General features: G+C 68.2%; 24 protein-coding genes. 12 read left to right on the forward strand and 12 right to left on the reverse strand.

Annotation, left to right across the window (positions count from 1 at the left end; translation table 11 throughout):
* Positions 1-109: 109 nt before the first annotated feature.
* Positions 110-394 (forward strand): DUF4148 domain-containing protein, encoded by a 285-nt coding sequence (locus LGM56_RS20530; protein ID WP_089494557.1) that lies wholly within the window; start codon positions 110-112, stop codon positions 392-394.
* A 34-nt stretch (positions 395-428) separates the two neighbouring features.
* On the opposite strand, the gene LGM56_RS20535 is transcribed toward LGM56_RS20530, so the two are convergent.
* Entirely contained in the window at positions 429-1,346 is a 918-nt protein-coding gene (locus LGM56_RS20535) for a 3-hydroxyacyl-CoA dehydrogenase NAD-binding domain-containing protein (RefSeq protein ID WP_226206631.1), read from the reverse strand.
* Positions 1,347-1,593: 247 nt separating this feature from the next.
* On the opposite strand from LGM56_RS20535, the gene LGM56_RS20540 reads away from it, so the two are divergent.
* Both LGM56_RS20540 and LGM56_RS20545 read left to right on the forward strand, forming a co-directional pair.
* Complete coding sequence (locus tag LGM56_RS20540) at positions 1,594-2,034, forward strand: Hsp20/alpha crystallin family protein (protein WP_069247624.1); 441 nt, start codon at positions 1,594-1,596, stop codon at positions 2,032-2,034.
* A gap of 16 nt (positions 2,035-2,050) precedes the next feature.
* Positions 2,051-2,461: an Hsp20/alpha crystallin family protein gene (locus tag LGM56_RS20545; protein ID WP_089494554.1), complete on the forward strand. Its 411-nt coding sequence runs from the start codon at positions 2,051-2,053 to the stop codon at positions 2,459-2,461.
* An 89-nt stretch (positions 2,462-2,550) separates the two neighbouring features.
* On the opposite strand, the gene LGM56_RS20550 is transcribed toward LGM56_RS20545, so the two are convergent.
* Complete coding sequence (locus LGM56_RS20550; protein WP_226206632.1) at positions 2,551-2,886, reverse strand: zf-TFIIB domain-containing protein; 336 nt, start codon at positions 2,884-2,886, stop codon at positions 2,551-2,553.
* A gap of 93 nt (positions 2,887-2,979) precedes the next feature.
* The gene (locus LGM56_RS20555; protein ID WP_089460756.1) at positions 2,980-3,735 is read right to left on the reverse strand and encodes a TerC family protein; all 756 of its coding nucleotides are present in this window, start codon (positions 3,733-3,735) and stop codon (positions 2,980-2,982) included.
* A gap of 108 nt (positions 3,736-3,843) precedes the next feature.
* Between LGM56_RS20555 and LGM56_RS20560 the strand changes: the two genes are divergently transcribed.
* Both LGM56_RS20560 and LGM56_RS20565 read left to right on the forward strand, forming a co-directional pair.
* Positions 3,844-4,737: a LysR family transcriptional regulator gene (locus LGM56_RS20560; RefSeq protein WP_226206633.1), complete on the forward strand. Its 894-nt coding sequence runs from the start codon at positions 3,844-3,846 to the stop codon at positions 4,735-4,737.
* A 115-nt stretch (positions 4,738-4,852) separates the two neighbouring features.
* Positions 4,853-5,941, forward strand: a complete 1,089-nt coding sequence (locus tag LGM56_RS20565; RefSeq protein ID WP_226206634.1) for a DUF2242 domain-containing protein — start codon at positions 4,853-4,855, stop codon at positions 5,939-5,941.
* Positions 5,942-6,170: 229 nt separating this feature from the next.
* On the opposite strand, the gene LGM56_RS20570 is transcribed toward LGM56_RS20565, so the two are convergent.
* Entirely contained in the window at positions 6,171-7,091 is a 921-nt protein-coding gene (locus LGM56_RS20570; protein ID WP_226206635.1) for a pyridoxal-phosphate dependent enzyme, read from the reverse strand.
* Positions 7,092-7,249: 158 nt separating this feature from the next.
* Between LGM56_RS20570 and LGM56_RS20575 the strand changes: the two genes are divergently transcribed.
* The 6 genes from LGM56_RS20575 (at position 7,250) to LGM56_RS20600 (ending at position 15,275) form a co-directional block, all read left to right on the forward strand.
* The gene (locus tag LGM56_RS20575; protein ID WP_226206636.1) at positions 7,250-8,161 is read left to right on the forward strand and encodes a LysR family transcriptional regulator; all 912 of its coding nucleotides are present in this window, start codon (positions 7,250-7,252) and stop codon (positions 8,159-8,161) included.
* A 743-nt stretch (positions 8,162-8,904) separates the two neighbouring features.
* Positions 8,905-10,110: an MFS transporter gene (locus tag LGM56_RS20580; RefSeq protein ID WP_226206637.1), complete on the forward strand. Its 1,206-nt coding sequence runs from the start codon at positions 8,905-8,907 to the stop codon at positions 10,108-10,110.
* A 578-nt stretch (positions 10,111-10,688) separates the two neighbouring features.
* Positions 10,689-11,189, forward strand: a complete 501-nt coding sequence (locus LGM56_RS20585) for a spore coat U domain-containing protein (RefSeq protein ID WP_089495269.1) — start codon at positions 10,689-10,691, stop codon at positions 11,187-11,189.
* 15 nt (positions 11,190-11,204) lie between these two features.
* Complete coding sequence (locus tag LGM56_RS20590) at positions 11,205-11,924, forward strand: molecular chaperone (RefSeq protein WP_089494549.1); 720 nt, start codon at positions 11,205-11,207, stop codon at positions 11,922-11,924.
* 7 nt (positions 11,925-11,931) lie between these two features.
* The gene (locus LGM56_RS20595; protein ID WP_226206638.1) at positions 11,932-14,316 is read left to right on the forward strand and encodes a fimbria/pilus outer membrane usher protein; all 2,385 of its coding nucleotides are present in this window, start codon (positions 11,932-11,934) and stop codon (positions 14,314-14,316) included.
* Positions 14,298-15,275 (forward strand): spore coat U domain-containing protein, encoded by a 978-nt coding sequence (locus LGM56_RS20600; RefSeq protein WP_319000775.1) that lies wholly within the window; start codon positions 14,298-14,300, stop codon positions 15,273-15,275. Before LGM56_RS20595 ends, LGM56_RS20600 begins: the two co-directional genes overlap by 19 nt.
* A 35-nt stretch (positions 15,276-15,310) precedes the next feature.
* Here LGM56_RS20600 and LGM56_RS20605 read toward each other — a convergent pair whose 3' ends face one another.
* The 4 genes from LGM56_RS20605 to LGM56_RS20620 all read right to left on the reverse strand — a co-directional run bounded on the left by LGM56_RS20605 (position 15,311) and on the right by LGM56_RS20620 (position 19,401).
* A complete protein-coding gene (locus LGM56_RS20605) occupies positions 15,311-15,619 on the reverse strand; it encodes a hypothetical protein (protein WP_089494547.1) in 309 nt (102 codons plus the stop codon).
* Positions 15,620-15,723: 104 nt separating this feature from the next.
* Positions 15,724-16,746: a histone deacetylase family protein gene (locus tag LGM56_RS20610; protein WP_226206640.1), complete on the reverse strand. Its 1,023-nt coding sequence runs from the start codon at positions 16,744-16,746 to the stop codon at positions 15,724-15,726.
* 41 nt (positions 16,747-16,787) lie between these two features.
* On the reverse strand, positions 16,788-18,059 hold the full coding sequence (locus tag LGM56_RS20615; RefSeq protein WP_226206641.1) for a Zn-dependent hydrolase: 1,272 nt from the start codon (positions 18,057-18,059) through the stop codon (positions 16,788-16,790).
* Between the two features lie 31 nt (positions 18,060-18,090).
* Positions 18,091-19,401 (reverse strand): MFS transporter, encoded by a 1,311-nt coding sequence (locus tag LGM56_RS20620; RefSeq protein ID WP_226206642.1) that lies wholly within the window; start codon positions 19,399-19,401, stop codon positions 18,091-18,093.
* A gap of 190 nt (positions 19,402-19,591) precedes the next feature.
* Between LGM56_RS20620 and LGM56_RS20625 the strand changes: the two genes are divergently transcribed.
* Positions 19,592-20,548 (forward strand): LysR family transcriptional regulator, encoded by a 957-nt coding sequence (locus tag LGM56_RS20625; protein WP_124575889.1) that lies wholly within the window; start codon positions 19,592-19,594, stop codon positions 20,546-20,548.
* Between the two features lie 57 nt (positions 20,549-20,605).
* Here LGM56_RS20625 and LGM56_RS20630 read toward each other — a convergent pair whose 3' ends face one another.
* From LGM56_RS20630 to speB, 4 genes are all read right to left on the reverse strand, one after another.
* A complete protein-coding gene (locus tag LGM56_RS20630) occupies positions 20,606-21,676 on the reverse strand; it encodes a porin (RefSeq protein WP_226206643.1) in 1,071 nt (356 codons plus the stop codon).
* Positions 21,677-21,837: 161 nt separating this feature from the next.
* Positions 21,838-23,268 carry a purine-cytosine permease family protein gene (locus tag LGM56_RS20635; RefSeq protein ID WP_226206644.1) on the reverse strand — a complete coding sequence of 477 codons (1,431 nt, stop codon included), beginning with the start codon at positions 23,266-23,268 and terminating at the stop codon, positions 21,838-21,840.
* Between the two features lie 303 nt (positions 23,269-23,571).
* Positions 23,572-24,249, reverse strand: coding sequence for an SOS response-associated peptidase family protein (locus tag LGM56_RS20640; RefSeq protein WP_226206645.1), 678 nt, complete (start codon positions 24,247-24,249; stop codon positions 23,572-23,574).
* 95 nt (positions 24,250-24,344) lie between these two features.
* Complete coding sequence (speB, locus tag LGM56_RS20645) at positions 24,345-25,301, reverse strand: agmatinase (RefSeq protein WP_226206646.1); 957 nt, start codon at positions 25,299-25,301, stop codon at positions 24,345-24,347.
* Positions 25,302-25,343: the final 42 nt, after the last annotated feature.

A 25,343-nucleotide genomic window follows, 5' to 3' on the forward strand; every position in this document is an offset into this window, starting at 1 on the left:
GGAACGCGTCATCGTCCGCGCAGCACCCGCTCGCGACAATGGAACCCATCGGAACGCACGGCCAGCCGCCGCGCGCGTCCGGTACCCGTCCCCTTGATCGGAGCCCGCCATGAACAACGTCCTGCGATTCGCCGTCGCGATCGCTGCAGCCGCCTTGCTCTCCCCCGCCTTTGCCCAGACCGACGCTTCGGCCCCGGCACAACAGGGCCTGACACGCGCGGAAGTCATCGACCAGCTCAAGCAGGCCTATCTCGACGGCGAACTGCCGACCAACGACGGCAACTACCCGCCGGACGCCGCGACACGTTCGCGCAACCGCGAACTCGTGCAGGCCGTGAGCCCGGCGTGGCTGGCCCACACGCCGCCCGCCAGCCAGGCGACTTCGCAGCAGTGACCGGCGCCGCCGCGCCGGCGCAACGCAATCAGGATCACGGCAGGAAGCTGCGGCGCCGCGCGTCGATCAGCTCGACGAGCAGGCGGTCGCGTTCGGCCGCGAGTTCCTGCATCGAGTGCTCGCCCTGGATCGTGCGCAATGCGTCGTTCAGCTTGCGATCGACTTCCGGATCGAACGAAGGCGTGCCGAGATCGTCCCACCAGCTCGTGATCGGCCCCGACAGGTGCTCGAGAAAGTGCGCGATCCCGCCCGCGCCGCCGCCGAGGTGATAGGTCAGGCATTGCCCCATCAACCCCCAGCGCAGGCCGGGGCCCCATGCGACGGCCTTGTCCGCATCGGCCACGCTCACCACGCCTTCGCCGACGAGGTGATACACCTCGCGGAACAGCGCGGCCGCGAGCCGGTTTGCGACGTGGCCGGTCATCTCCTTGTTGAGGACGATCGTCTGCTTGCCGAGCGCATCGTAGAAATCCTTCACGCGCGCGATCACCTCTCGGCTGGTGGCATCGCCACCGACCAGCTCGACGAGCGGAATCAGGTGCGGCGGATTGAACGGATGCGCGATCAGGCAACGCTCCGGATGCTTGTCGCACGCGGTCTGGATGTCCGACATCTTCAGGCCCGACGAGCTCGACGCGATCGGCACGTGCGCGGGCAGCACGTCGTCCATCTGCCGGTACAGCGCGCGCTTCAGGTCGAGCCGCTCCGGGCCGTTCTCCTGCACGAAGTCGACGCCGTCGAGCGCACGCACGAGATCGGCGTCGAACGACAGCCGCGCGGAAAGTTCGGCGGCCCGGTCGCCGAGAAACGCGGCCAGCGCGTCGCGCAACCGCGTGTCGGCTTGCGGCGCCGGATCAGTCGCGACGACGTCGAAGCCCTGCGTCAGATAGAAGGCGGCCCAGCTCGCGCCGATCACGCCGGCGCCGACGATCGCGATGCGTCGAATGTCCATGATTGTCCCGTGTCGTTGGTCTGCCAATAGATCGCGGCGATTGTCGCATCGAATCGCGCGGGCCTGCATTGACGCGGATTGCGGATTCCCTCTTGAAATGCGCTTCGGCTGCCACTAATTACGCGTCGTCGGGCCGTGCAGCATGCAGCGCACCGCCCCCGTTTCGACCCAGTGGAGCTTCCACGACGCGCCCGCCGCAGGCGTGGCGCCGTCACGTCTCCCGCGTTCCCTGTTCAGGAGGACCAACATGAGCGGTATCCATTTCGGCAGCGACCTGTTCGACGAATTCGCCCGCGTGCAGCGGCAAGTGGCCAACCTGCTCGGCGATCGTCCGGCCGGCATTCGCGCGGTACGCCCCGGCGCCTTTCCCGCGCTCAACGTCGGCGCCACCGACGGCGCGATCGAGATCGTCGCGTTCGCACCCGGCATGGCCGCGGCCGACTTCGACGTGTCGATCGACAAGGACCTGCTGACGATCAGCGGCGAGCGCAAGCCCGCACCGCGCGGCGAAGGCGACGACCTGCGCACCTATGCGCAGGAACGCTTTCACGGCGCATTCCGCCGTGTCGTCGAGCTGCCGCGGGACGCGGATCCCGACCAGGTCAGCGCCCGCTACGAAAACGGCTGCCTGCTGATTCGCGTCGGCCGGCGCGAGGCATCGAAGCCGCGTGCGATCACCATTCAATAATACTCAGGATACCGACATGAATGCGAACCCGACCCTGGCCGAGCGTCAAACCAACACCGTCCACCCCGCTGCCGCCGAAGCGGCCCGCCGTCCCGCGATCACGCCGGCCGTCGACATCGTCGAGAATCATCTCGGCGTCACGCTGCGGGCCGACCTGCCCGGCGTGCCGCGCGAGAACCTCGACGTGAAGGTGCACGACAACACGCTGACGATCGAAGCCGACACGCGTCTCGACACGCCGGCCGACCTGCGCGTGCGGCATGCCGAAATCCGTGCGACGCGCTATGCGCGCAGCTTCGTGCTGAGCCCGGATCTCGATACGTCGAGAATCGACGCGAACCTGCGCGACGGCGTGCTGACGCTGACGATTCCGCGTCGCGAGGAAACGCGCCCGCGCCGGATCGACGTGACGGCCGGCAACGCGTAAGCATTGGTGCGTGCCGTTATCACGCACGCATGAAGAAGCCCCGCCGGGTACGCGCCCGGCGGGGCTTTCTGTTATGACGTGCGGTGCGATCAGTCGAAGTCGAACAGGTCGAACACCGATTTCTTGCGACGCTGGCCGTCGTGCTTGTAGCGATCGTCGTGCGAGCGGCCATCGTGTCGGTCACGGCTGTCGTGCGAACGAGCATCGCGCCCCCACCCGCCAGCATGGTCGCGCGGCGCTTGCGCATCGTGCCGCGCGGAGGCTTCATCGCGGCGCGCAGGCGCATCGCCGGCCTCGCGCGCGATCAGCTTGTCGAGTTCGCCGCGGTCGAGCCACACGCCGCGGCAGGTCGGACAGTAGTCGATCTCGATCGACTGGCGCTCGGCCATCAGCAGGTCGGGCGTCTTGCAGACAGGGCATTTCATCGCGCTTCTCCTTTCGGTGCGAATTTCATCCGGATTCCATATGACGCCCGTAACGCCGGCCGCTGCAGCAGCAGCCGTGTCACGCGCGCCGGTTCAGTGGCCATCCGTCGGCGCCGAGCGCTTCGCCTTCGCGCGCCGCGCCAGCATGTTCATGCCTTCGACGAAGGCCGAGAACGCCATCGCCGCGTAGATATAGCCCTTCGGCACATGCGAACCGAAACCTTCGGCGATCAGCGTCATGCCGATCACGACCAGGAACGACAGCGCGAGCATCACGATGGTCGGGTTGCGGTCGATGAAGCGTGCGAGCGGCTGTGCCGCGAACAGCATCACGGCGACGGCGACGATCACGGCGACGAACATGATCGGCACGTGCTCGGTCATGCCGATCGCGGTCACGATGCTGTCGATCGAGAACACGATGTCGAGCATCACGATCTGGCCGATCGCGGCCCACATCGTCAGGCCGACCGCCCCGCCCGAACCGCCCGCGCCTTCACCGTCGCGCGACACGTGGTGATGGATCTCGGTGGTCGCCTTCCACACGAGGAACAGGCCGCCCGACAGCAGGATCAGGTCGCGCCACGAGAACGCATGGTCGAACAGCGTGAACACGGGTTCGGTGAGGCTCGCGATCCATGCGACGCTGCCGAGCAGCGCGAGGCGCATCACCAGCGCGAGCGCGATGCCGAGGCGCTGCGTGCGGGCGCGCTGCGCCTCGGGCAGCTTGTTGCTGAGGATCGAGATGAAGATCAGGTTGTCGATGCCGAGCACGACTTCCATCACGACGAGCGTCAGGAGCGCCGCCCAGACGGCGGGGTCAACGGCAAGCGTCAGCAGGTAGTCCATGAGATGGGCCGATACGAAAGTGGAAAGCCCGATCATAGGCCGCCCCGAACTTCGAAAAAATCAGAGAGAATCTGATTTTTGGTTCGGTTTTTCCGAAATATCGCTCCGATGCTCAATTTCCGACATCTGTACTACTTCTGGGTCGTCGTGAAGGAAGGCGGCTTCGCGCGCGCGGCCGCGCGGCTCGACATGGCCGTGCAGACGATCAGCGCGCAGGTGCGCGAGCTCGAAAAAGCGCTCGGGCACCAATTATTGCGCCCGGCCGGGCGCGGCGTCACGATGACCGACGCCGGCCAGGCCGCGTTTGCGCGCGCGGAGGTGATCTTCGAGATGGGCCGGCTGATTCCCGACGAAGTGCGCGCGGCGGCCAGCCAGCCGACCGTGCGGCTCGCGGTCGGCCTCGCGGACGGCATCTCCAAGCTCGCCGCGCACGCGCTCCTTGCCCCCGTGCTGGATACGCCCACGCTGCGGCTGCTGTGCCACGAAGGCGAGCACGATGCGCTGTTCGCGGAGCTGGCGCTGCATCATCTCGACCTGGTGCTGGCCGGCCAGGGCGCGCCGTCCGGCTCGAACCTGCGGGTGACGAGCGAGCGGCTCGTCGCATCGCCGGTCGACTGGTATGGCCCCGCGGCGCTCGTCACGCCGGCCGCGCGGCAGCACTTTCCGCAGTGCCTCGCCGACCTGCCCGTGCTGTTGCCGACCGCCCATTCGGCGCTGCGCGCGCGCCTCGACCTGTGGCTGGAAGGTGAACGGATCGTGCCGCGCGTGGCCGGGGAATTCGAGGACAGCGCGCTGATGGCCGTGTTCGCGGCGCGCGGCCTCGGCGTGTTCCCGCTGAGCGAACTCGGCGCGAACGACGCGTCGCTGCTGCGCGGGTTGCGGCGGCTCGGGCGTGCCGGCGACGTGACCGAGGAGATCCACGCGATCCGCTCGCGGCGCGGCGAACACCATCCGCTGACGTCGCAATTGCTGGCCGCGGCACGCGGCGCGTCGGCCGACTGAAGCGAGCGCGACATCAAACGAAACTATAATGACGCCCCGGCCTTACGAGATTGCCGCGCGCTTCATCCAGGCACCGCCGTTGCGCGGCCTCTCGCCAAGCCTTCTGAAAGACGCCATGCACAACCGATTTCGCCTGTTTTCCGTTTCGTGCGCGCTCGCGGCCGCGACCGTGCTGGCGGCGTGCTCGTCGCCGCCCAAGCCGATCTACCAGCAGGAACAGTTCGACGCGACCAGCAGCCCGTACGCGCACACGTTCCACTCGAAATCCGACGCGGCCTGCGAGGCCGCGCGGCGCGCGCTGCTGAGCCAGGGCTATGTGGTGTCGTCGTCGCGCAACGATGCGGTCGACGGCAGCAAGAATTTCCAGCCGAACAACGACATGCACGTCGTGATCGAGTTTCACGTCGTGTGCGCGGACGCGAACGCGGACGGCACGTCGAGCATCGCGTACGTGAACGCGGTGCAGGATCGCTATACGCTGAAGAAGTCGAATACGTCGGCCAGTGTCGGCTTGAGCGTGTTCGGCTCGCTGTCGCTGCCGATCGGGTCGAGCGACGACGCGCTCGTCAAGACCGCCAGCGAGACGATTCCCGCCGGCGTGTTCTACGAGCGCTTTTTCAATCTCGTCGAGCATTTCCTGAAGATCGACCCGGCCCGCCGCGACCGCGCGACCGTCAAGGCCGCCGAGAAGGAACCCGTCACGCCGCTGCCCGAACCTGCGCCGACGCCGCAAGGCGAGCCGATGAAGATGACGACCCCGGTCGTGCCGACGCCGCCTGCGGCGCCGGTGCCGCTTTCGTTGCCGGCGGTCGCGCCCGAGTCGGGGGCGAACGCCGTGCCGGCCGCGGCGTCGGCCGTGGTCGCGCCGGCGGCGATGCGGGCTGCCGCGCCGGTGGCGGCGTCGGGTTCGGGGTCGGTATCGGCTTCGGGTGGGGCGCCTGCAGCGGCCGCGTCGTCGATGCCCGCACCGGCGTCCGCGCCGGTTTCGGCTTCCGTGCCTGCATCCGCTTCCGGTCCGGCATCGTCGCCGGCCGCTTCGGCACCGGCCGCTGCAACACCGACACCGGTCACACCGGCGCCTGCACCCCCCGCCTCGGCCCCCGTATCGGCATCGGCGCCCCCGAGCACATCGCCCGCGCCTGCCGCCGCGAACCCCGTCGCCTCGTCCGCACCGTCCGGCGCGAGCGCACCGGCCGCCCACTGACCGGCCGTCCGTATCGTCGCGCCCGGCCCCATCCGGCGCCGCGCGACGATACGCACCTTTCTCCCTCATTCATCACGGGAATTTCCGTGCTGCCGGCTGCTTACCCGTTGTGTCGCTGAGGTTGCTTCGATGCTTCGCGACGGTGTATGCGCAGCCGATGCCGACATTCGCCGGGATCGACTGCCGTCCGGCCGTCATCCGACAGGCCAGCCAGCGCCGGTCGCCCCGCCTACCGCAACGTCGCGCGCAGCGTCTGCATCTGCTCGACGGTCGCCGTCACGCCGCCGCAGACGATCACGGCGATCTCCTTCGCCGACGCGAGCCCGGCCACCGGCCGCTCGAGCGCGGCCAGCGCGGCGCCGCAAGCGGGCTCGACGACGATCCGGTGCTCGTCGAGGAAACGCAGCGAGGCGGCCACCGCCTCGGCATCGGACACGACAACCGGGTGAATTTCGTGTCGCGCGGCCCATTCGACCGCCGCGTCGCACGGCCGCTTCGCGCCGAGCGACGTCGCGATGCTCGTGATCGCCGGCAATTCGACCGCATGCCCCTGCGCGAGGGAGCGCGCATAGCAGTCGGCGCCTTCCGTTTCGGCCGCGACCACCGGCACGTCGTGCCAGCCGTTGCGCGCCAGCCCTTCGAGCACGCCGCACAGCAGCCCGCCGCCGCCCACCGCGACCACGATCGCGTCGGGCTTCGGGCCGGCCGCCGCCATCTCGTCGATCATCGTCGCGTGGCCCTGCCACAGCACGCGATCGTCGAACGGATGCACGAACGCATCATGCTCGCCGAGTGCCGACTGCGCGAACGCATTCGCCTCGGCCCAGCTCGCCCCGTGCACGACGAGTTCGGCGCCCTCGACGCGGATCAGCTCGCGGGCGCGGGCCGACGCGCTTTCCGGTACGACGACGAGCACCGGCACGCCGAGTTCGCGGCCGCAATACGCGACCGCGATGCCCGCGTTGCCGCCCGACGACGACACGAACCGCCGCGCGCCGGCCGCGTGCCGCGCTTCGCAGACGGCGCCGATGCCCCGCAGCTTGAACGAGCCCGACGGCTGCAGCGCATCGAGCTTCAGCCGGATGGTCCTGCCGAGCCGGCGGGAGGCGATTGGCGAGCGGAGATAAGGGGTCGGGATATGAAGCGGCATGGGGCGGGACCAGTGGGGAACGGGGGGAAACGCGCGCGACGTGCAACGGCGGGCGGCAATGGCGGTCATCGTACGGCACGCCCCCCATGCTTTCCAATACCATTGAATGGCATTTGCTATGCTCGACAGGTATATCAATGAACCTGAAGGGATGCCGCATGCGCCAGATCGAATTGCGTCACCTGCGCTACTTCGTGGCCGTCGCGCAAGCCGGCAGCGTGATGGCCGGCGCCCGGGCGGCCGGCATCGTCCAGCCCGCGCTGTCGCGACAGATCCGCGAACTCGAGGACGCGATCGGCACGCCGCTGCTGGTGCGCCGCGCAACGGGCGTCACGCTCACGGCGGCCGGCGCCAGCTTCCTGCAGGACGCGACCGGCCTGCTCGCGACGCTGCAGGACAGCCGTGAGCGCGCGCTGCGCAGCGCGGCCGGCCAGTTGGGCGAGCTGCGGCTCGGTGCGTTGCCGAACTGCCTGCCGCTGCCCGTCGTCGGCACCGTCCTCAAGGCGTTTCGCGACGCGTGCCCGGACGTGAAGCTGTCGATCGCGCCGATGCTGTCGGCCGAACAGGCGAACGCGCTGATGCGCGGCCAGCTCGATGGCGGGATCATGGCGTGGCGTCAGGACGAGGCGCCGCACCTGTCGGGCGTGCGGCTGCTGAGCGACCGCTTCATGCTCGCGATGCCCGCGCCGCCGGGTGGACGCCTCACCGCGCCGCGCACGCTGGCCGACGTCGCGCACGAGCCGTTCGTCTGGTTCGACGCGCAGCGCTCCGCCGCGCACCACCGGTTCCTGATGGCGCAGTGCCAGCAAGCCGGCTTCACGCCGCGCATCGCGCAGGTCGGCAGCGACATTCCGACGTTGATCGGCCTCGTCGCGGCCGGAATGGGCTGTGCATTCGTGCCGGAAAGCGCGTCGCCGACCTGCCCGCACACGGTCCGGCTCGTCGCGCTCGACGAACTCGCGCGCCGCTTCGACATCGAGTTCGTGTTCGACGGTGCGGCCGTGCCCCGGTCGCCCGTCGTCGCGCGGTTTCTCGAAGCCGTGCGTGATGCGACCGGCGAAGCGAGCTGAGCGGGCTGAATGTGCAGCAGATGCGGCGAACTCACCCGGCACTTGAGCGACCCGATTCGCGATGCCGAATGACGGGCGCCCCCCTTCCGCCCAACCGTCGCTTCGGCTGCCGAAACACGCTAAACAGCCGCATCTTTTTTGCGCAAATTCTTACAAAACGACGACACCGGACGCCGCAGCACCGGTGTTTTTAAATTGGCACCAAAAACGGCCGTTTAACGTCGCTTCGAATTGTCATGGCTCGAAATATACTGCGCGCGCATCCAACCCTCGTGCCAAAGAGAGGATGCGTTTCCGCCCCGGTCACGGTCCCCCTGTGATCGGGGCTTTTTTTGCCTGCGGGCCTTGTCTGCAAAGGGTTTTCGGCGACGATGCGAGATTCGCCCGGCGCGATGCCGGCCGCCTGGGCGGCCCGTCCGATCCGCGCGACCACCCATCGCCGCGCAGTCGGCACGCGGCTTCCGGTTCATCCGGCGGGAGCGACCGTCAGTCCGCGTCGAAGCGCCGATGGATCGCGATCTCCCGGCCTGAAGCCACCCGCCCGACTTTACAAATATCTTTCACAAAAGCAGCGCTTTCACCCGCCGCGCCACCCGGCCTCAAGCGCCCGCTGCATTGTTGACATGAAATCAAGATAATTTCGTCCGTACACGGCTTTTTCCGCAAAAGTCATGCAGGCACACTTCTTCCTGTCCTCAACGGTCCGTGCCGTTCGCTGTTTCTCGACTCCAGGAGCCCATCGCGTGAAGACCACGACTTCCTCTCCCTCCCGCCAGGGCGGCAGCGCCGCGCTGCCGCTGCTGGCACTCGCCGCCGGCGCGTTCGGCATCGGCACGACCGAGTTCTCGCCGATGGGCCTGCTGCCCGTGATCGCCGACGGCGTGCACGTGTCGATTCCGCAAGCCGGGATGCTGATCAGCGCGTATGCGATCGGCGTGATGGTCGGCGCGCCGCTGATGACGCTGCTGCTCGCGCGCTGGTCGCGCCGCTCGGCGCTGATCGCGCTGATGTCGATCTTCACGATCGGCAACCTGCTGTCGGCGTTCGCGCCGGACTACACGACGCTGCTGCTCGCCCGCCTCGTGACGAGCCTCAACCATGGCGCCTTCTTCGGACTGGGCTCGGTGGTCGCGGCCAGCCTCGTGCCGCGCGAGAAGCAGGCGAGCGCGGTCGCGACGATGTTCATGGGTCTCACGATCGCGAACGTCGGCGGCGTGCCGGCCGCGACCTGGCTCGGCCAGATCATCGGCTGGCGCATGTCGTTCGCGGCGACCGCGGGCCTCGGCCTGGTTGCGATCGCCGGGCTGTTCGCCGCGCTGCCGAAGGGCGAAGCCGGCAAGATGCCCGACCTGCGCGCCGAACTCTCGGTGCTGACGCGCCCCGTCGTGCTCGGCGCGCTCGGGACGACCGTGCTCGGCGCCGGCGCGATGTTCACGCTCTACACGTATGTCGCGCCGACGCTGGAACACCTGACCGGCGCGACGCCCGGCTTCGTGACCGCGATGCTGGTGCTGATCGGCGTCGGCCTCTCGATCGGCAACATCGCGGGCGGCCGCCTCGCCGACCGCTCGCTCGACGGCACGCTGATCGGGTTCCTGCTGTTGCTGATCGCGACGATGGCCGCGTTCCCGGTGCTCGGCCGCACGCATGCGGGCGCCGCCGCCACGTTGCTCGTGTGGGGTGTCGCGACGTTCGCGGTCGTGCCGCCGCTGCAGATGCGCGTGATGCGGGCGGCCCACGAAGCGCCGGGGCTCGCGTCGGCCGTCAACATCGGCGCGTTCAACCTCGGCAACGCGCTCGGCGCGGCGGCCGGCGGCGCGGCGCTGTCGGCGGGCTTCGGTTATGCGGCCGTGCCGCTCGTCGGCGGACTGATCGCCGCGGCGGGACTCGCACTCGTCTTCGTGCAGATCGCGCAGCAGCGCCGCGCACCGGCCGCTGCGAATTCGTAAGCGCGACACGTCGCGCGCCGGAGATGCATGCCGGGGCCGATCCGTACCGACCCACGCTCACGGCCGCGCAATGCGCGCCGTTTTCGTTTTCAACGGTCGACTGCGATTCAACGCCCCGCGAGCGGGAAAAGTCCCGAATCTCCAGCAATCTTTCAGCGCTCCCAATGCAATACGTTTTCGGAATGAAAAACGATTCAATTCATTCAAATGATTCACTTTCATTTCTTCTTCACCGCATCCAGCACATTATTTAGCCCATTCGCCGCCGGCCGACTCAATCCTTCCAATCAGCCCGAAAAATAGTCCCGAACCCCGCATGAATTACTCGTTTTTGCTGCAATGCAAGGTAATGACTTATGCCAATCCCACACGAGAAATCGAGAAAAGAAATTCCCCGTACCTTTATTCAATTAATAGACCCGCAAATGTAACAAAATGAAACAGGGTGAATTTAAAGATTGAAAGAATTGCCGATTCGTATCAGGATTTGCGACAACGTAGCGCGATCAAGCGCGGCATAAATCCAACGAAAAATCGATCGATGAGGGATCAGTGTGAAACTCGCCATCGCTTCCACGATGTTGTCGCTCGCGCTGTCCATCGGCCTGTCGACACCCGCCGCCGACGCAGCCACCTATTCGAACGGCACCGCGACCGCGACCTTCAACGTCACGCTGACGCTGCAGCCGAACTGCACGATCGCCGCGAACCCGCTCGCGTTCGGCACCAACGGGGTGCTGGCCACCGCGATCAACCAGCAGACGACCGTCAGCGTCACCTGCACCAATACGACGCCGTACAACGTCGGCCTCGACGCCGGCACGGTCACGGGCTCGACCGTCGCGAGCCGCCTGATGGCCGGCACGACCACCGGCAACACGACCACGACCGTCGACTTCCAGCTCTACCAGGACGCCGGGCGCACGACGATCTGGGGCAACACGCAAGGCACGAACACCGTGGCCGGCACCGGCACGGGCGCCGCGCAATCGCTGACCGTCTATGGCCAGGTGCCCGCACAGGCGACGCCGAAACCGGACACCTATCAGACGACCGTCACCGCAACCGTCTACTTCTGATCGGCGCCGCAACGCATGACCGCATTCCGTCGAACGCTCGTCGCGCTGCTGTGCGCGGCCGGCGCCGCGCACGCCGCGTCGCTGCAGATTTCCCCCGTCACGATCGAGTTCGGCGCCGACGACACGGCCAGCGGCATCACGCTGCGCAATCCGGGCGAACGCCCGGTGTACGGACAGGTGCGCGTGTTCCTCTGGAACCAGAGCGATGGCCAGGACACCTTGACGCCCACGCAGGACCTGCTGGCCAGCCCACCGCTGATCGAGGTCGGCACACAGTCCGAGCAACTGATCCGCGTGGTGCGCGCATCGCGCGTGCCATCCGGCACCGAGCAGGCCTACCGGCTGCTGATCGACGAATTGCCGCCGCCCGGCGAAACGCCGGCCAGTGGCGTGTCGATCAGGCTGCGCTATTCGATTCCAGTGTTCGTCGAGCCTGCCGCCGACGGCGCGCCGCGACTCGACTGGGCGCTGCTGCGCTACAACGGCGGCTGGGTGCTGCGGGTGCGCAACGGCGGCACGCGGCGCGCGCAACTGGCGTCCGTCGAACTCGTGACCGGCGACGGGCAGACATACCCGCTCACGCGCGGCCTGCTCGGCTATGCACTCGCGGGCCGCACGGGCCAGTGGAGCGTACCGCTGCCGGCCGGCGTCACGCTCGGCGGCAAGGTCACGGTGCGGGCGACCGTCAATTCGCAGCCAGCCAGCGCGGTCGTCGCGGTGGAGCCGCCGGGCTAGTCCGCCGGTGCGCCGCCCGGCCCCTCCCCCTTCGCCACACACCGGCTCGGTCCCGGCCAACGGACGCGGTGCGCCGCGACGCTCCCCGCGCACCGCGGTCGCGGCCGTCGTGGCCGGCGGCCTCTTCGCGCTCGGCTGGGCGCATGCGGACGAACCCTCGGCGCTCGTGATGACCGACAGCACGCACGACGTGATCCTCGAAGTCAGCGTCAACGGCGAAAACACGGCGCTGCTCGCGCACTTCCGGGAGCGCGACGGCCATCTGTCGGCGAGCGGCGCCGACCTGCACACGATCGGCGTCGCGACCGACCGGCTCGGCATCGCCGATGCGGCGACGGTCGACCTCGACACGATTCCCGGCCTGCGCTACCGCTACGACGCGGCACGCCAGCGCGTCGAACTGCAGATGCCCGATACGCTGCGCCGCCCCTACGCGATCGACAGCCGCGCATTGCCGCCGACTCAGGCGGCCAGCGCGTCGCGCGGCGTCGCGATCAACTACGAGGCGTACGCGCAGACGCTCGGCGACCGGCAGTACTCGCTCTACACCGACGTGCGCTACTTCGATCCGGGCGGCGTGTTCGACACCACGGGCGTCGCGACCTTCTATGACGGCCGCCGGCGCTACACGCGCTTCGATACGTCATGGAGCCACTCGGACCCGGCGCGGCCGAGCACGACGCAGATCGGCGACGCGATCTCGGGATCGCTCGCATGGACGCGCTCGGTGCGCCTCGGCGGCTTCCAGTGGCGCAGCAATTTCGCCCTGCGCCCCGATCTCGTGACGTTCCCGATCCCGTCGCTCGCCGGCTCCGCGGCCGTGCCGTCGGCTGTCGACCTGTACATCAACAACGTGCGCCAGTACACCGGCAACGTGCCGAGCGGCCCGTTCATCATTCACGACGTGCCGGGCATCACGGGCGCCGGCCAGGCGACCGTCATCACGCGCGACGCGCTCGGGCGCACCGTCGCGACGTCCGTGCCGCTCTATGTCGATACGCGGATGCTGTCCGCCGGGCTGTCGAGCTATTCGTTCGAGGCCGGCTTCCTGCGGCGCAACTACGGGCTGCAGTCGTTCGACTACGACGCGCGGCCGGCCGTCAGCGGCTCGCTGCGACGCGGGATCAGCCACGCGCTGACGGTCGAAGGGCATGCGGAAGCAACCGGCGGCGTGCTCAACGCGGGCGTCGGCGCGCTGCTGCGCCTCGGCTACGCGGGCGTCGTGAGCGGTGCGGTCGCGGGCAGCGCCGGCCGCTTTCCGGGCACGCAGGTCAGCGCCGGCTACCAGTTGATCGAACCGCGCTTCTCGATCAACGCGCAGACGATCCGCGCGTTCGGCCGCTACGGCGATCTCGCCTCGCGCGACGGCGCAACGGTGCCGGCGGCAACCGACCAGGCAACGCTCGCGCTGCCGTTCATCCACCGCCAGACTCTGTCGCTCAGCTACATCGGCTTCCGGATGCCGCAAGGCCCGAGCGCGCGGATCGGCACCGTGTCGTACACGCTGGGCCTCGGCGATCTCGCGTCGCTGACCATGAGCGCGTACCGCGATTTCGCGCAGCAGGGCGCGAGCGGCGCGTTCGTATCGCTGAACATCGGGCTCGGCCGCACCACGTCGATCAATACGACCGTCGGCCGACAGCGCGGCCAGTCGAACTACACCGTCGACGCGAGCCGCCCGCCCGACTACGACGGCGGCTGGGGCTGGGGCGTACAGGCCGGCGGCACGGGTGCGGTGCCGTACCGGCAGGCACAGGTCCGCTATCTCGGTCATGCGGGCGAAGTCATCGCGGCCGCGCAGAACATCGACCGCCAGAGCGGCGCGTCGCTCGACGTCAGCGGCGCGCTCGTGTTCATGGACGGCAGCCTCCTGTTGTCGCGCCGCATCACCGACGGCTTCGCGCTCGTGTCGACCGACGGCGTCGCGGGCATCCCGGTGCTGCACGAAAACCGCGTGATCGGCACGACCGATCGTGCCGGGCACCTGCTTGTGCCCGACCTGAATGCGTACCAGAACAACCGGATCGCGATCGATGCGATGAAGCTGCCCGCCGATGCGCGGATCGCCCGCACGTCGATGACGGTCGTGCCGCAGGCGCAATCGGGCGTGTTCACGCATTTCGGCGTGTCACGCTATCGCGCGGCATCGGTGATCCTGCATGACGATACCGGCCGCCCGCTGCCGGCCGGCGCGCGCGTGCATCACGCCGAAAGCGGCGCGGATACGATCGTCGGCTACGACGGGCTCACGTTCATCGACGGACTGCAGGACGACAACCACCTCGCGATCGACTACGGCACGCAGCACTGTGTCGCGGCATTCGCGTTCACCGCGCCCGGCAACGGCACGCTGCCGACCATCGGGCCCCTCACGTGCCGGACGACGCCGTGAGGATCGCGCTGCTGGTTCTCGTCGCCTTCATCGCGTGGTGCGGCTCGCCCCGTCACGCACAGGCCGAAAGCTGCACGGCGACCGCATCGAACGTGAGCTTCGGCTCGGTCAGCCCGATCTCGAACGCGCCGGTCGCCGCGACCGGTACGGTCAGCATCACCTGCACGTGGTCGGCCGTCTCGCTGACGCCAAACGTGCTCGTGTGCCTGAACCTCGGCGGCACAAGCCCGCGCAGCCTCGTCAACGGCAGCAACGCGATGCAATACGACCTCTATCTCGACGGCGGGCATTCGGTCGCATGGGGCTCGGTGTATTCCGGCACGACCCCGGCGTCCGTCACGCTGGTCAAGCCCGCGCTCGGCACGAGCGCGTCCGCGACGGTCACGGTGTACGGACAGATCACCGGGAACCAGCCGACCGTCCCGACGACCGGCAACAGCACCACGACCTACTCGCAGACCTTCGGCGGCAACACGACATCGATCAACACCGGGTTCTACCTGCTCGGCGCGCCGACCTGCGCGTCGCTGACGACGTCGAACGGGACCTTCCCGTTCAGCGCGACGGCGAACGTCGTCAACAACTGCAACATCAGCGCGACCAATGTGAGCTTCGGCACCGCGAGCCTGCTGTCGGGCTCGCTCACGGCGAGCGGTTCGATCACCGCGCAGTGCACCAACGGCGACGCATGGCAAATCGCGCTGAACGGCGGCGGCAGCGGCAGCGTGACGGCGCGCCAGATGCAGCGCAGCGGCGGTGGCGGCGCGATCGGCTACGGGCTTTACACGGACGCCGCGCGCTCGATCGCGTGGGGCGACGGCACGGGCGGCAGTTCGACGGTCACGGGCGTCGGCACGGGCACGTCGCAGGTCGTGACCGTGTACGGCGCGGTGCCGGCGCAAACGACGCCCGCGCCCGGCAACTACAGCGACACGATCACCGCGACGATCAGTTTCTAGCGTTCAGGGGTACGAGCGAGCGGGCGCGCGCCCGCTCAAAACATGACGGTCCATGCGGACGGCGCGCCCGCACCCGCGCCCACGCCGCGCGACGCCGACCGCGCATCGGGCAGCGGCGCGTGGCTGAGCATGAACGGCGTGCCGTGCGCGCAACTGACACTCGGGATGCCGGTATCGGCGACGCCCTGCGGCGCGCCGGTGCCGATCGTGCACGTTTCCGGAATGGTGAGACTGACGCGCAGCGGAATCGAGGGCTCCGTCGCGTTCGCGAGGGACCCTACGCCGGGCGCGGCGAGCGCGAGCGCGAGCGCGATCGCACCGCGTCTGATTGGGTCGGCTGTCATCGTGCGGCTCTCCTTCGTGCATCCACTCAGCATATGCGCGAATTATCGGCGTGCGGGCGGAAAACCTGAACCCGCACGCACGTGGCCGTGCGCCGCCGCGCCGGTCAGCGCGCGGCGGCGAACCCACCGAAAAACGCCCGCGCATTCGCATCGAGGCTGTCGAGGTGATAGCCGCCTTCCTGCACGATCACCGTCGGCAACCCGAGCGCGCCGATCGCGCCGCCGAGCCGCCCGAAACCGTCGGTCGTGACGGCCACCTGCGATTGCGGATCGTCCTTGTAGATATCGAAGCCGAGCGCGAGCACGAGCGCATCGGGCTGGAACCGCACGAGCGCGCGCAGCGCATCGTCGAGCCGCTCGAAGAACGCCGACTCCGGCGCACCGTGCGGCATCGGCAGGTTGAGGTTGAAGCCGTCGCCGGCCCCCGTGCCCGTCTCTTCCTCATAGCCCGCGACGACCGGGTAGAAGTTGGTCGGGTCGCCGTGGATCGACACGTACAGCACGTCGTCGCGGCCGTAGAAGATCTCCTGCACGCCCTGCCCGTGATGCATGTCGGTGTCGAGGATCGCGACCCGGCGGTGGCGGCCGAGCAGCGACTGCGCGGCGATCGCCGCATTGTTCAGGTAGCAGAAGCCGCCGGCCGCGTCGCGACGCGCGTGATGGCCGGGCGGCCGGCACAGCGCGTACGCCTCGCGCGCGCCGTCGTTGACGTCGGCCGCGGCCGCCAGCGCGCCCTGCGCGGACCAGTACGCGGCGCGCCACGTGTTCGCGCCGACCGGGCAACTGCCGTCGGCGAGGTAGCGCGCGGCTTTCGCGAGCACGCCGCGCAGCGGATTCGGGTCGCGCACGAACACGTTCGACATCACTTCGTCGCCCCAGTCGTCGGGCATCTGCTTCCAGTCGCGATGCGCCTCTTCCAGGAAGCGCAGGTAGTTCATGTCGTGCACGGCCGCGATCGGCTCGGTGCCGCGGTCGGCCGGCTCGCGCACGTCGAAGTCGAGCGACCGCACGGCCGCGACGAGCCGCGCCGCGCGCTCGGGGACTTCCTGCGGCTCGCGCATCTGGCCGCGCGACAGGTAGCTGCGCGGATGGTGCAGCAACTGCTCGGGATGGAAATAGGTTTTCATCGTTCGCCCTCGTCGGTTTTTCGAATTATCGGTTCGCTGCGTCATGCATCCTGCATGGCGACCGCCACGGCAACGCCCGCCGCGACGCCGGCGCGCGCGAGCACCGCATGCAGCAGCACGTTCGTGCCGCGCGTCACGTCATCCGGCAGCGCATCCTCGGCTTCGTTGTGCGACAGGCCGTCGACGCACGGGATGAACACCATCGCGGTCGGCACGCAACGCGCGAGCAGGATCGCGTCGTGCCCGGCGCCGCTGACGATCCGTTCGTTCGTATAGCCGAACGCGGCCGCCGCCTGCGCGACCTGCTCGACGCAGTCGCGATCGAACGGCGTCGCCGGGCTGCGCCAGCAGGTTTCAATCGCGACCTGCACGCCGCGCGCGGCGGCGACACGCGTGCACGCGTCGCGCAAGTCGCGCTCCATTGCATCGACCTGCGCATCGTCGTGATGGCGGAGGTCGACCGTGAACGTCACGTCGCCGGCAATGGTGTTGCGCGATGCGTTGCGGATGCCGACCTGACCGATCGTCGCGAGCCCGCGCGGTGCATGACCGGCAACGATCCGTTCGAGTTCGAGCGCCATCTGCGCGCTCGCGAAAGTCGCGTCCTTGCGATACGGCATCGGCGTCGTGCCCGCATGCGCGGCCACACCCGTCACCGTCACGTCGAGCCAGCGGATCGCCTGCCCGCCCGTGACGATGCCGATCGTCGTGCCGTTCGCCTCGAGCACGGGGCCCTGCTCGATATGCGCTTCGAAGTACGCATCGACCGCGCCGCCGGTCGCCCGCGTGCCGCGATAGCCGCATGCGTCGAGCGCCGCGCCGAGCGTGACGCCATCGGCGTCCTGCTTCGCGAGCGCTTCGTCGAGCGGCAACGCGCCCGTAAACACCGCCGAGCCGAGCATCGCCGGCGCGAAGCGCGCGCCCTCCTCGTTGGTCCAGGACACGATCTCCAGCGGCTTGTCGGTCGCGATGCCGGCGTCGTTCAGCGTGCGCACGAGTTCGAGCGCGGCGAGCACGCCATAGACACCATCGAAGCGGCCGCCTTCGGGCTGCGTGTCGAGATGGCTGCCGATCAGCACAGGAGCCGCCTGCGCATCGGTGCCGTCGCGCCGCGCGAACAGGTTGCCGACGGCGTCGACGCTCACCGTCATTCCCGCGTCGCGGCACCACTGCGCGAACAGGTCGCGCCCGCGACGATCGTCGTCGGTGAGCGCGAGGCGCCGCACGCCGCCGCGCGGCGTCGCGCCGACACGCGCCATGTCCACCAGGCTTTGCCACAAACGGGCGCCGTCGATTTCCAGCAGGTCTTTCATGTGCACTCCGGATGAATTCTTTTGATGAGGGTCACTGCGAGCCGAGCGCTTCGGCGGCGGCCGGCCGTGCCGCGCGGCGGGCGTCGAGCGCGACGATGCACAGCAGCGAGATGCCGGCGAGACACGTGTAGAACACCGCGAGCGGCCACCACTGGCCCGCGAAGCGATGGGCGAGCCACGTGCCGACGAGCGGCGTCAGCCCGCCCGCGATCGCACCGCAGATCTGGTAGGCGAGCGAGATCGCCGAATAGCGCACGTGCGCAGGGAACACGTCGCTCACGAAGCCCGCAATCACCGAATAGAAGCCGGCCATGCAGACCACCGCGAGCGCGATGCCCGCGATCAGCGACGCGGACCTGCCGCCCTGCACGAGCATGAACATCGGATACGGCGACAGCATCGCGAGCAGCGCCGCGAGCTTCAGGAAGCGCGCGCCGCCGATTCGCTCGGCGATCCACGCAGCGATCGGCTGTGCGACGAACTGGATGATCGCGACCGCGAACAGGCTGTCGAGGATCAGCGAGCGCGACACGCCGACGTACTGCGTCGTGTACGCGATCATGAACGTGTTCGTGAAATAGACGCCCGCGATGCCGATCGTGTTCGCGCCGATGCAGAGCGCCACGAGCCCCGACGCGGAGCGGAACACTTCCGCGACCGGCAACTTCACCGTGCGATTGGTTTCCTTCACACGCGCGAATTCCGGCGACTCGTTCACGCCGAGCCGGATCAGGATGCCGACCACGAGCAGCACCGAACTCGCGAGAAACGGCAGGCGCCAGCCCCACGCGAGGAAGTCGGCCTTGTCCATCGACGTGACCGCGCGGAACGCGATCAGCGACAGGATCAGCCCGGCCGGGCTGCCGAGCTGCGCGAACGACGCGAAGAACGTGCGGCGCCCCTGCGGCGCATGCTCGCCCGCCATCAGCACCGCACCGCCCCATTCGCCGCCGACCGCGATCCCCTGCACCACGCGCAGCGCGACGAGCAGCACCGGCGCGAGCATGCCGACCTTCGAATAGTCGGGCAGCAGCCCGACGCAGACGGTCGCGACGCCCATCATCATCAGCGTCGTCATCAACGCCTTCTTGCGGCCGATTCGATCGCCGAGATGACCGAAGATCACGCCGCCGAGCGGGCGCGCGAAGAAGCCGACCGCGAACGTCGCGAACGACGCCATCGTGCTGACGAAGCGGTCATGCGACGGGAAATAGAGTTCGCCGAACACGAGCGCGGCGGCGGTCGCGTAGATGTAGAAGTCGTACCACTCGATCATCGTGCCGATGAATGCGGCCGTCGCGGCGCGCGCCGGCTGGCGGGCGGAAGAAAGGGACTGGGTCATGCGGGCTCCTGATGCGCGCCGCGGCGGGCGACGCGCAATTCGTGTGAGACAGCCGTCTGTCGCGGCCTTGCGCCGCACGCTGCGGCGCCCCTCCTTTATCGGCGACCGCAAATCATTAGTCAAATTTCAAGTTATTATTCGCCGTATAAATTCAGCTAATACCCACCTTGACGGCTCGCCCGGAGACCCGATGCGCCCCGACCTCGCCCCGTTCCTGAACGACCGCCTCGACTGGAACCTGTTGCGCACCTATCTCGTGATCATCCAGGAGCGCAGCGTGAGCCGCGCGGCCGCGCGCCTGCACGTCACGCAGCCTGCGGTGAGTCAGGCCTTGCGGCGGCTCGAGGACGCGCTCGAGCGCAAGCTGATCGAGCGGCGCGGCACGCACTTCGCGCCGACGCCTGCCGGCGAAGCCGTCTACCGGATCGCGAGCGACATCTACGGCGGCATCTCGCGCCTCGAAACCGAAATCGACGACAGCACCGCCGACCTGACCGGATCGATCCGGCTGCTGACGGTGAGCCGCATCGAGTCGCCCGTCTACGACGAATTCCTCGCGGACTTCCATCGCGCGTACCCGCGCATCGACCTGCAGATCGAGGTGATGCGCTCGTCGGACATCCTGTCTTCGCTGCTGCAGAAAACGGCCACGGCCGGGCTCGGCCTGTGCCGCACGCCGCACGACAAGCTGGAGATGCGCTGCTTCCTGCGCCAGCGCTACGCAATCTACTGCGGCCGCCATCACCGGCTGTTCGGGCAGACGCAACTGCGGATGGACGATCTGCTCGCCGAGAATTTCGTGTCGTTCACGAGCGACCAGATCGGCGACAGCCTGTCGCCGCTCACCGTGTTTCGCGACCAGCGGGGTTTCACGGGGCGCATCGTCGCGTCGTCGCCGAGCCTCGAGGAAGTGCGGCGGCTGATCTTCGCCGGCTACGGAATCGGCTGCCTGCCCGAGCACATCGTGCGCGACGACATCGCCCAGCAGCGGCTCTGGCGGCTGCCGCCCGACGACGGGCTCGTCGATGTCGACGTGTTCCTGCTGTGGCATCGCGATCGCAAGATGAACGCGGCGGAGCACGCGTTTCTCGACGCGATGGAGCGCTGCATGCAGCGCTATTCGCTGGCGGAGCGGTTGGGGAAGTAACGGCGCGAATGCGCGGGAAAAAGCGCCGGGCACACACGGCCCGGCGCGTCGGCCTCGTCAGAACCGATGCACGATTCCCAGCTGCACACCCCGTGCATTCGCCCCCGGATACGCGAGCGGCAAGCCGGGGTTCGCCGCACCGGCGAGCGTATAGCCGGCCTGCTTGCGATTGCGCAGGTACGACAGCGCACCGTAGAAGCTCGTACGCTTCGACAGGTCGTACTCGTACATCAGCCCGAGCTGGTCCGCATGGTTGCCCTGCGACGACTGGTCGTGCAGATACGCGTAGCCGAGCGCCACGTAGTTCGCCGGATTGAACTGGTATTTGACCGACAGCCCGTACACGCGCGAATCGATGCCGAGATCGGCCCACTTCACCGCGGAGAAGCCGCCGTACACGGTGGCCTTGCCGATCTCGTACGACGCGCCGGCCATGATCGTGCGATCGGTCGTGGTCGCCGTCGCGTTCTTCAGCCACTGGCCCGCGACGAACGCGCCGAACGGCCCGTGTTCGTAGGTCAGGTCGAACTGCTGGCTCGAGCCTGCCGAGCGCACGCCGCCCGCATCGCCGAACCCGAAGTACAGCCCGCCCTGGAAGCCCGCGATCTCCGGGCTCTGGTACGACAGCGTGTTGCTGGTGCGGAACGCGAACACGGTCAGGTTGTCCATGCCGGACGCCTGCGTGACGCCGCCGAACGCATCCTGTCCGCCCTGGTCGTTGAACAGCGGCGAATTCTGGCGGCCCGCCCGCACCTTGCCCCACTGCCCCGCGATGCCGACCCACGCCTGCCGGTTGAACAGGCTGCCCGCACTCGCGAGCGAACCGTCGTTCGGATTGAAGCCGTTCTCCAGCGCGAACTCGATCTTCTGCCCGCCGCCGAGATCCTCGCCGCCCTTCAGCCCGAACCGGCTGCCCCACTGGCCGCCAGAATTGATCGCCGCCGTATAGCCGTTGCCCGTATTCACGTACTGCGCGAATTCGTCGATCACGCCGTACAGCGTGACGCCGTCCTGCGCGAACGCGGCCCCCGGTCCGGCGACGCACGCCATCGCGACCGTCATGCGAAGACCGGCGTGCACCATCCGCGCCCGGGAATCGCTTCCGCGCGCTATCGTTTGTTTAGTCATACTATTCAATGGTCAGAGAATGAAACGACACCGGGCGCGGCAGTCGCGCCGCACCGGCATCGCGGGAAAGGAAACGTGGGGGAAAACCGGGCGCAGGCAGCGCCCGGCTCGACGCGGCACTCAGGCCGGCAGCCGGCCGGCCCGAGGCGCGTGACGTGTCGTCAGTGGTGAACTTCGCCGCGTTCGAGCGGCAGGATCAGGCGCTCGGGAATGCTGCGGCGCGATGCGCGTGCGCCGATGTAGTACAGCACGGCCGGCACGACCAGGCCGAGGATCCACGAGATGTCGGTGCCGCCGAGCGCATCGACGAGCGGCCCCGTGTAGATGTGCGTCGACATGAACGGCAACTGCACGAGGATGCCGACCACGTAGATCGTGATCGCCATCACGTTCCAGCGGCCGTAGCGGCCGTCCGGATCGGACAGCGCCGGCACGTCGTAGCGCGAGCGCGTGAAGCAATAGTAGTCGACCAGGTTGATCGCGCTCCACGGCGTGAAGAACGCGAGCAGGAACAGGATGAACGCGGTGAATTCCTTCAGGAACGAATGGCGGCCCGCGAGCGCGATGAGCGTGGATACGCAGATCATCCCGAAGATGTACACGAGGCGGCTGCGCGACGACACGGCGTGCTTGCCGCGAAAGCCGCTGACGATCGTCGCCATCGACATGAAGCTGCCGTACGCGTTGAGCGCCGTCACCGTCACCTTGCCGAACGCGATGCTGAAGTACAGCAGCGCGGCCACGGCGCCCGTCGAGCCGAGACCGACGATATACGCGACCTCATGGTGCGCGAACTGGCCGTCGGCCAGCGCGGCCGCAAACACGCCGAACACCATCGCCGCCTGCGCGCCGATCACCGAGCCCAGGCCGACCGCGACGAACGTCGCGACCGACGACGTCGAGCGCGGCAGGTAGCGCGAATAGTCGGCGACGTACGGGCCGAACGCAATCTGCCACGACGCGGACAGCGACATCGACAGCAGGAAGCTCGCGAGCGAGAAATGCTTGTTCGCGAGCAGCGCGCCGATGTCGTGGTTCGCGAACAGTTGCGTGAACATGTAGACGAACGCGGCGATGCCGACCACGCTCGCGATCCGGCCGACGGCGTGGATCGCGCGATAGCCGAACACGGTCAGCACGACGATCACGGCCGCGAACAGCAGAATGCCGGCCGCGTCGTCGATGTGCAGCAACTGCGCGACGGCCTGCCCGGCCAGCACCGAGCCGCTGGCGGAAAAGCCGATGTACATCAGGCACACGAGCACGATCGGGATCATCGCGCCGTAGACGCCGAACTGCACGCGGCTCGAGATCATCTGCGGCAGCCCGAGCTGCGGCCCCTGCGCGCCATGCAGCGCCATCACCGCGCCGCCGATGAACTGGCCGAGCAGCAACGCGACCAACGACCAGAACACGTCGCCGCCGAGCACGACCGCGAGTGCGCCCGTGACGATGGCCGTGATCTGCATGTTCGCCGACAGCCACAGCGTGAACTGGCTCAGCAAGCCGCCGTGGCGCTCGGCGTCGGGAATGAAGTCGATCGAACGGACTTCGATCAGGCCGCCGGCTTTTCCACTGGGATTCGTTGACACGGGGAAATCTCCAAAATACTCAGGATCACAAATGGTTTGAACGAGACGGGAAGCTGCGAGCCGCCCTTTCGGCTCGGCGGGTGCGGGGCGCCGTGGATCGCCGGCATGCGCCACGCACGCATGGTCTGCGCACTGGCGCGCAAGCGGCACGACGTGTGCCGACATTGCCAGCGGATGATCTTGTATATACAACTTGCGAGGTATCGGTGATTACCCGGAATCCGCCGATTTTCGAAAATGTCCGAATCATCGGACTACGTTCGGCTTGTCCAGTAGAAAGTCGGATGTCGGAATAATGAAAGCTCAGGCGCGTGCGGGCGAGGCCTGATCGGGCTCGGCCGTCATGTCGGCGGCGGGCAGGAGGTTCAGCATGCGCCGGGCGGCCTCGATGTCGCGCCCATGCAGCCATTCGTCGTAGTCGTCGCGGCGCAGCATCACGACGCCCCGCTTCTCTTCGCCGGACCGATGCATCCGCGCGAACAGCGGGTGCGTGTCCGCGTTGACCGTGAGCATCGCCATGCCCACGCGCTCGCGGCCGTCGTCACCTTCGTAGCGCCGCCAGATGCCGGCGACACAGCACGGCTGCCAGCCGTCGACGCCAATCCGCTGCCACACGTTGCGGCCGGTTTCGTAGCAGGGCTCGAAGATCCAGCGCACCGGGATCAGACAGCGCTGGCCATTGCGCCACGCGTTGCCGTAGAGCCGCGACGAGCCGACCGTTTCCGCCCGTGCGTTCACCGTGTCGAGCTTCTTCCTTTTACGGCCGTTCTCGTCGAGCCGCTCCGGCTGCATGAATTTCGGCCAGAAGCCGAACACGGCCGATACGACTTCGAGGCCGTCGCCAGCGGGACGCGCGATCGGTGCCGCGTAGTCGGGATACACATCGGGGGCCCACGGGTCGCGGCGATACAGATCGCCGATGCCGATCTTCAGTTCGCTGATGCCCGGATCTTCGTCGGGGGCGCGGTAGTGAGTGCACACGGTTCGGCGGACGATGGATGCAATGTCTCCATCGTAGATCAGCGCAGCGGCCGCGGCCGCGCTCTTGTTTGGTATGACGAAACAGTTTTACGAATCTATTTTCCCGTCGCTCGCCGCCGGCGCGATGCGTACAGGCAGATCAGTTCCAGCGCGATCGTCGCGCCGGCCAGCGACGTGATTTCCGCATGATCGTACGGCGGCGACACTTCGACCACATCCATGCCGACCAGGTTGATGCCGTCCAGATGCCGCAGGATCTCGAACGCCTGATGGCTCGACAACCCGCCCGAGACCGGCGTCCCCGTGCCCGGCGCGAACGCCGGATCGAGACAGTCGATGTCGAACGTCAGGTACACGGGATGGTCGCCGACCCGCTCGCGAATGCGCGCGGCGGTCGCGGCGGGCGTCGACGCATGCACCTGGCGCGCATCCTGGATGTCGAAGTCCATCGGCTCGTCGTTGGTCGTCCGAATGCCGATCTGCGCCGATCGTTCAGGCACGACCCACCCTTCCCGCGCCGCGTGATAGAACATCGTGCCGTGATCGATGCGCTTCACGTCGCGGTCGGGCCACGTGTCGGTATGCGCGTCGAAATGCACGAGCGACAGCGGCCCGTGCACCTTCGCATGCGCCTTCAGCAGCGGATACGTGATGAAGTGATCGCCGCCGAGCGTCAGCATCGCGCAGCCGCGCGCGAGGATCGCATCCGCATGCCGCTCGATCGCACCCGGCACCAATTCGGGCTGCCCGAGGTCGAATGCGCAATCGCCGTAGTCGACCGCGGCCAGCACGTCGAACGGATCGAACGACCACGGCCACGGGCGCTCCCACGCGATGCCCGTCGACGCAATCCGCAACCCGCGCGGGCCGAAGCGCGTGCCGGGCCGATGCGACGCGGCGGAGTCGAACGGCACGCCGGTGATCGCGAGGTCGACGCCGCCGAGATCGCGGCTGAAACGCCGGCGCATGAAGCTCGTCGCGCCCGCGAAGGTCGGTTCGGCCTGCGTGCCGTAGAGGCTGGCGCGCGTGAAGGCGAAATCGTTCTGGCTCATCGTCGGATTCCTGTCTGGTGGGAAACGGCCGCGCGGCTGGCG

The sequence above is a fragment of the Burkholderia sp. AU38729 genome (genome assembly GCF_020419725.1).
In the GTDB taxonomy this organism is placed as follows: domain Bacteria; phylum Pseudomonadota; class Gammaproteobacteria; order Burkholderiales; family Burkholderiaceae; genus Burkholderia.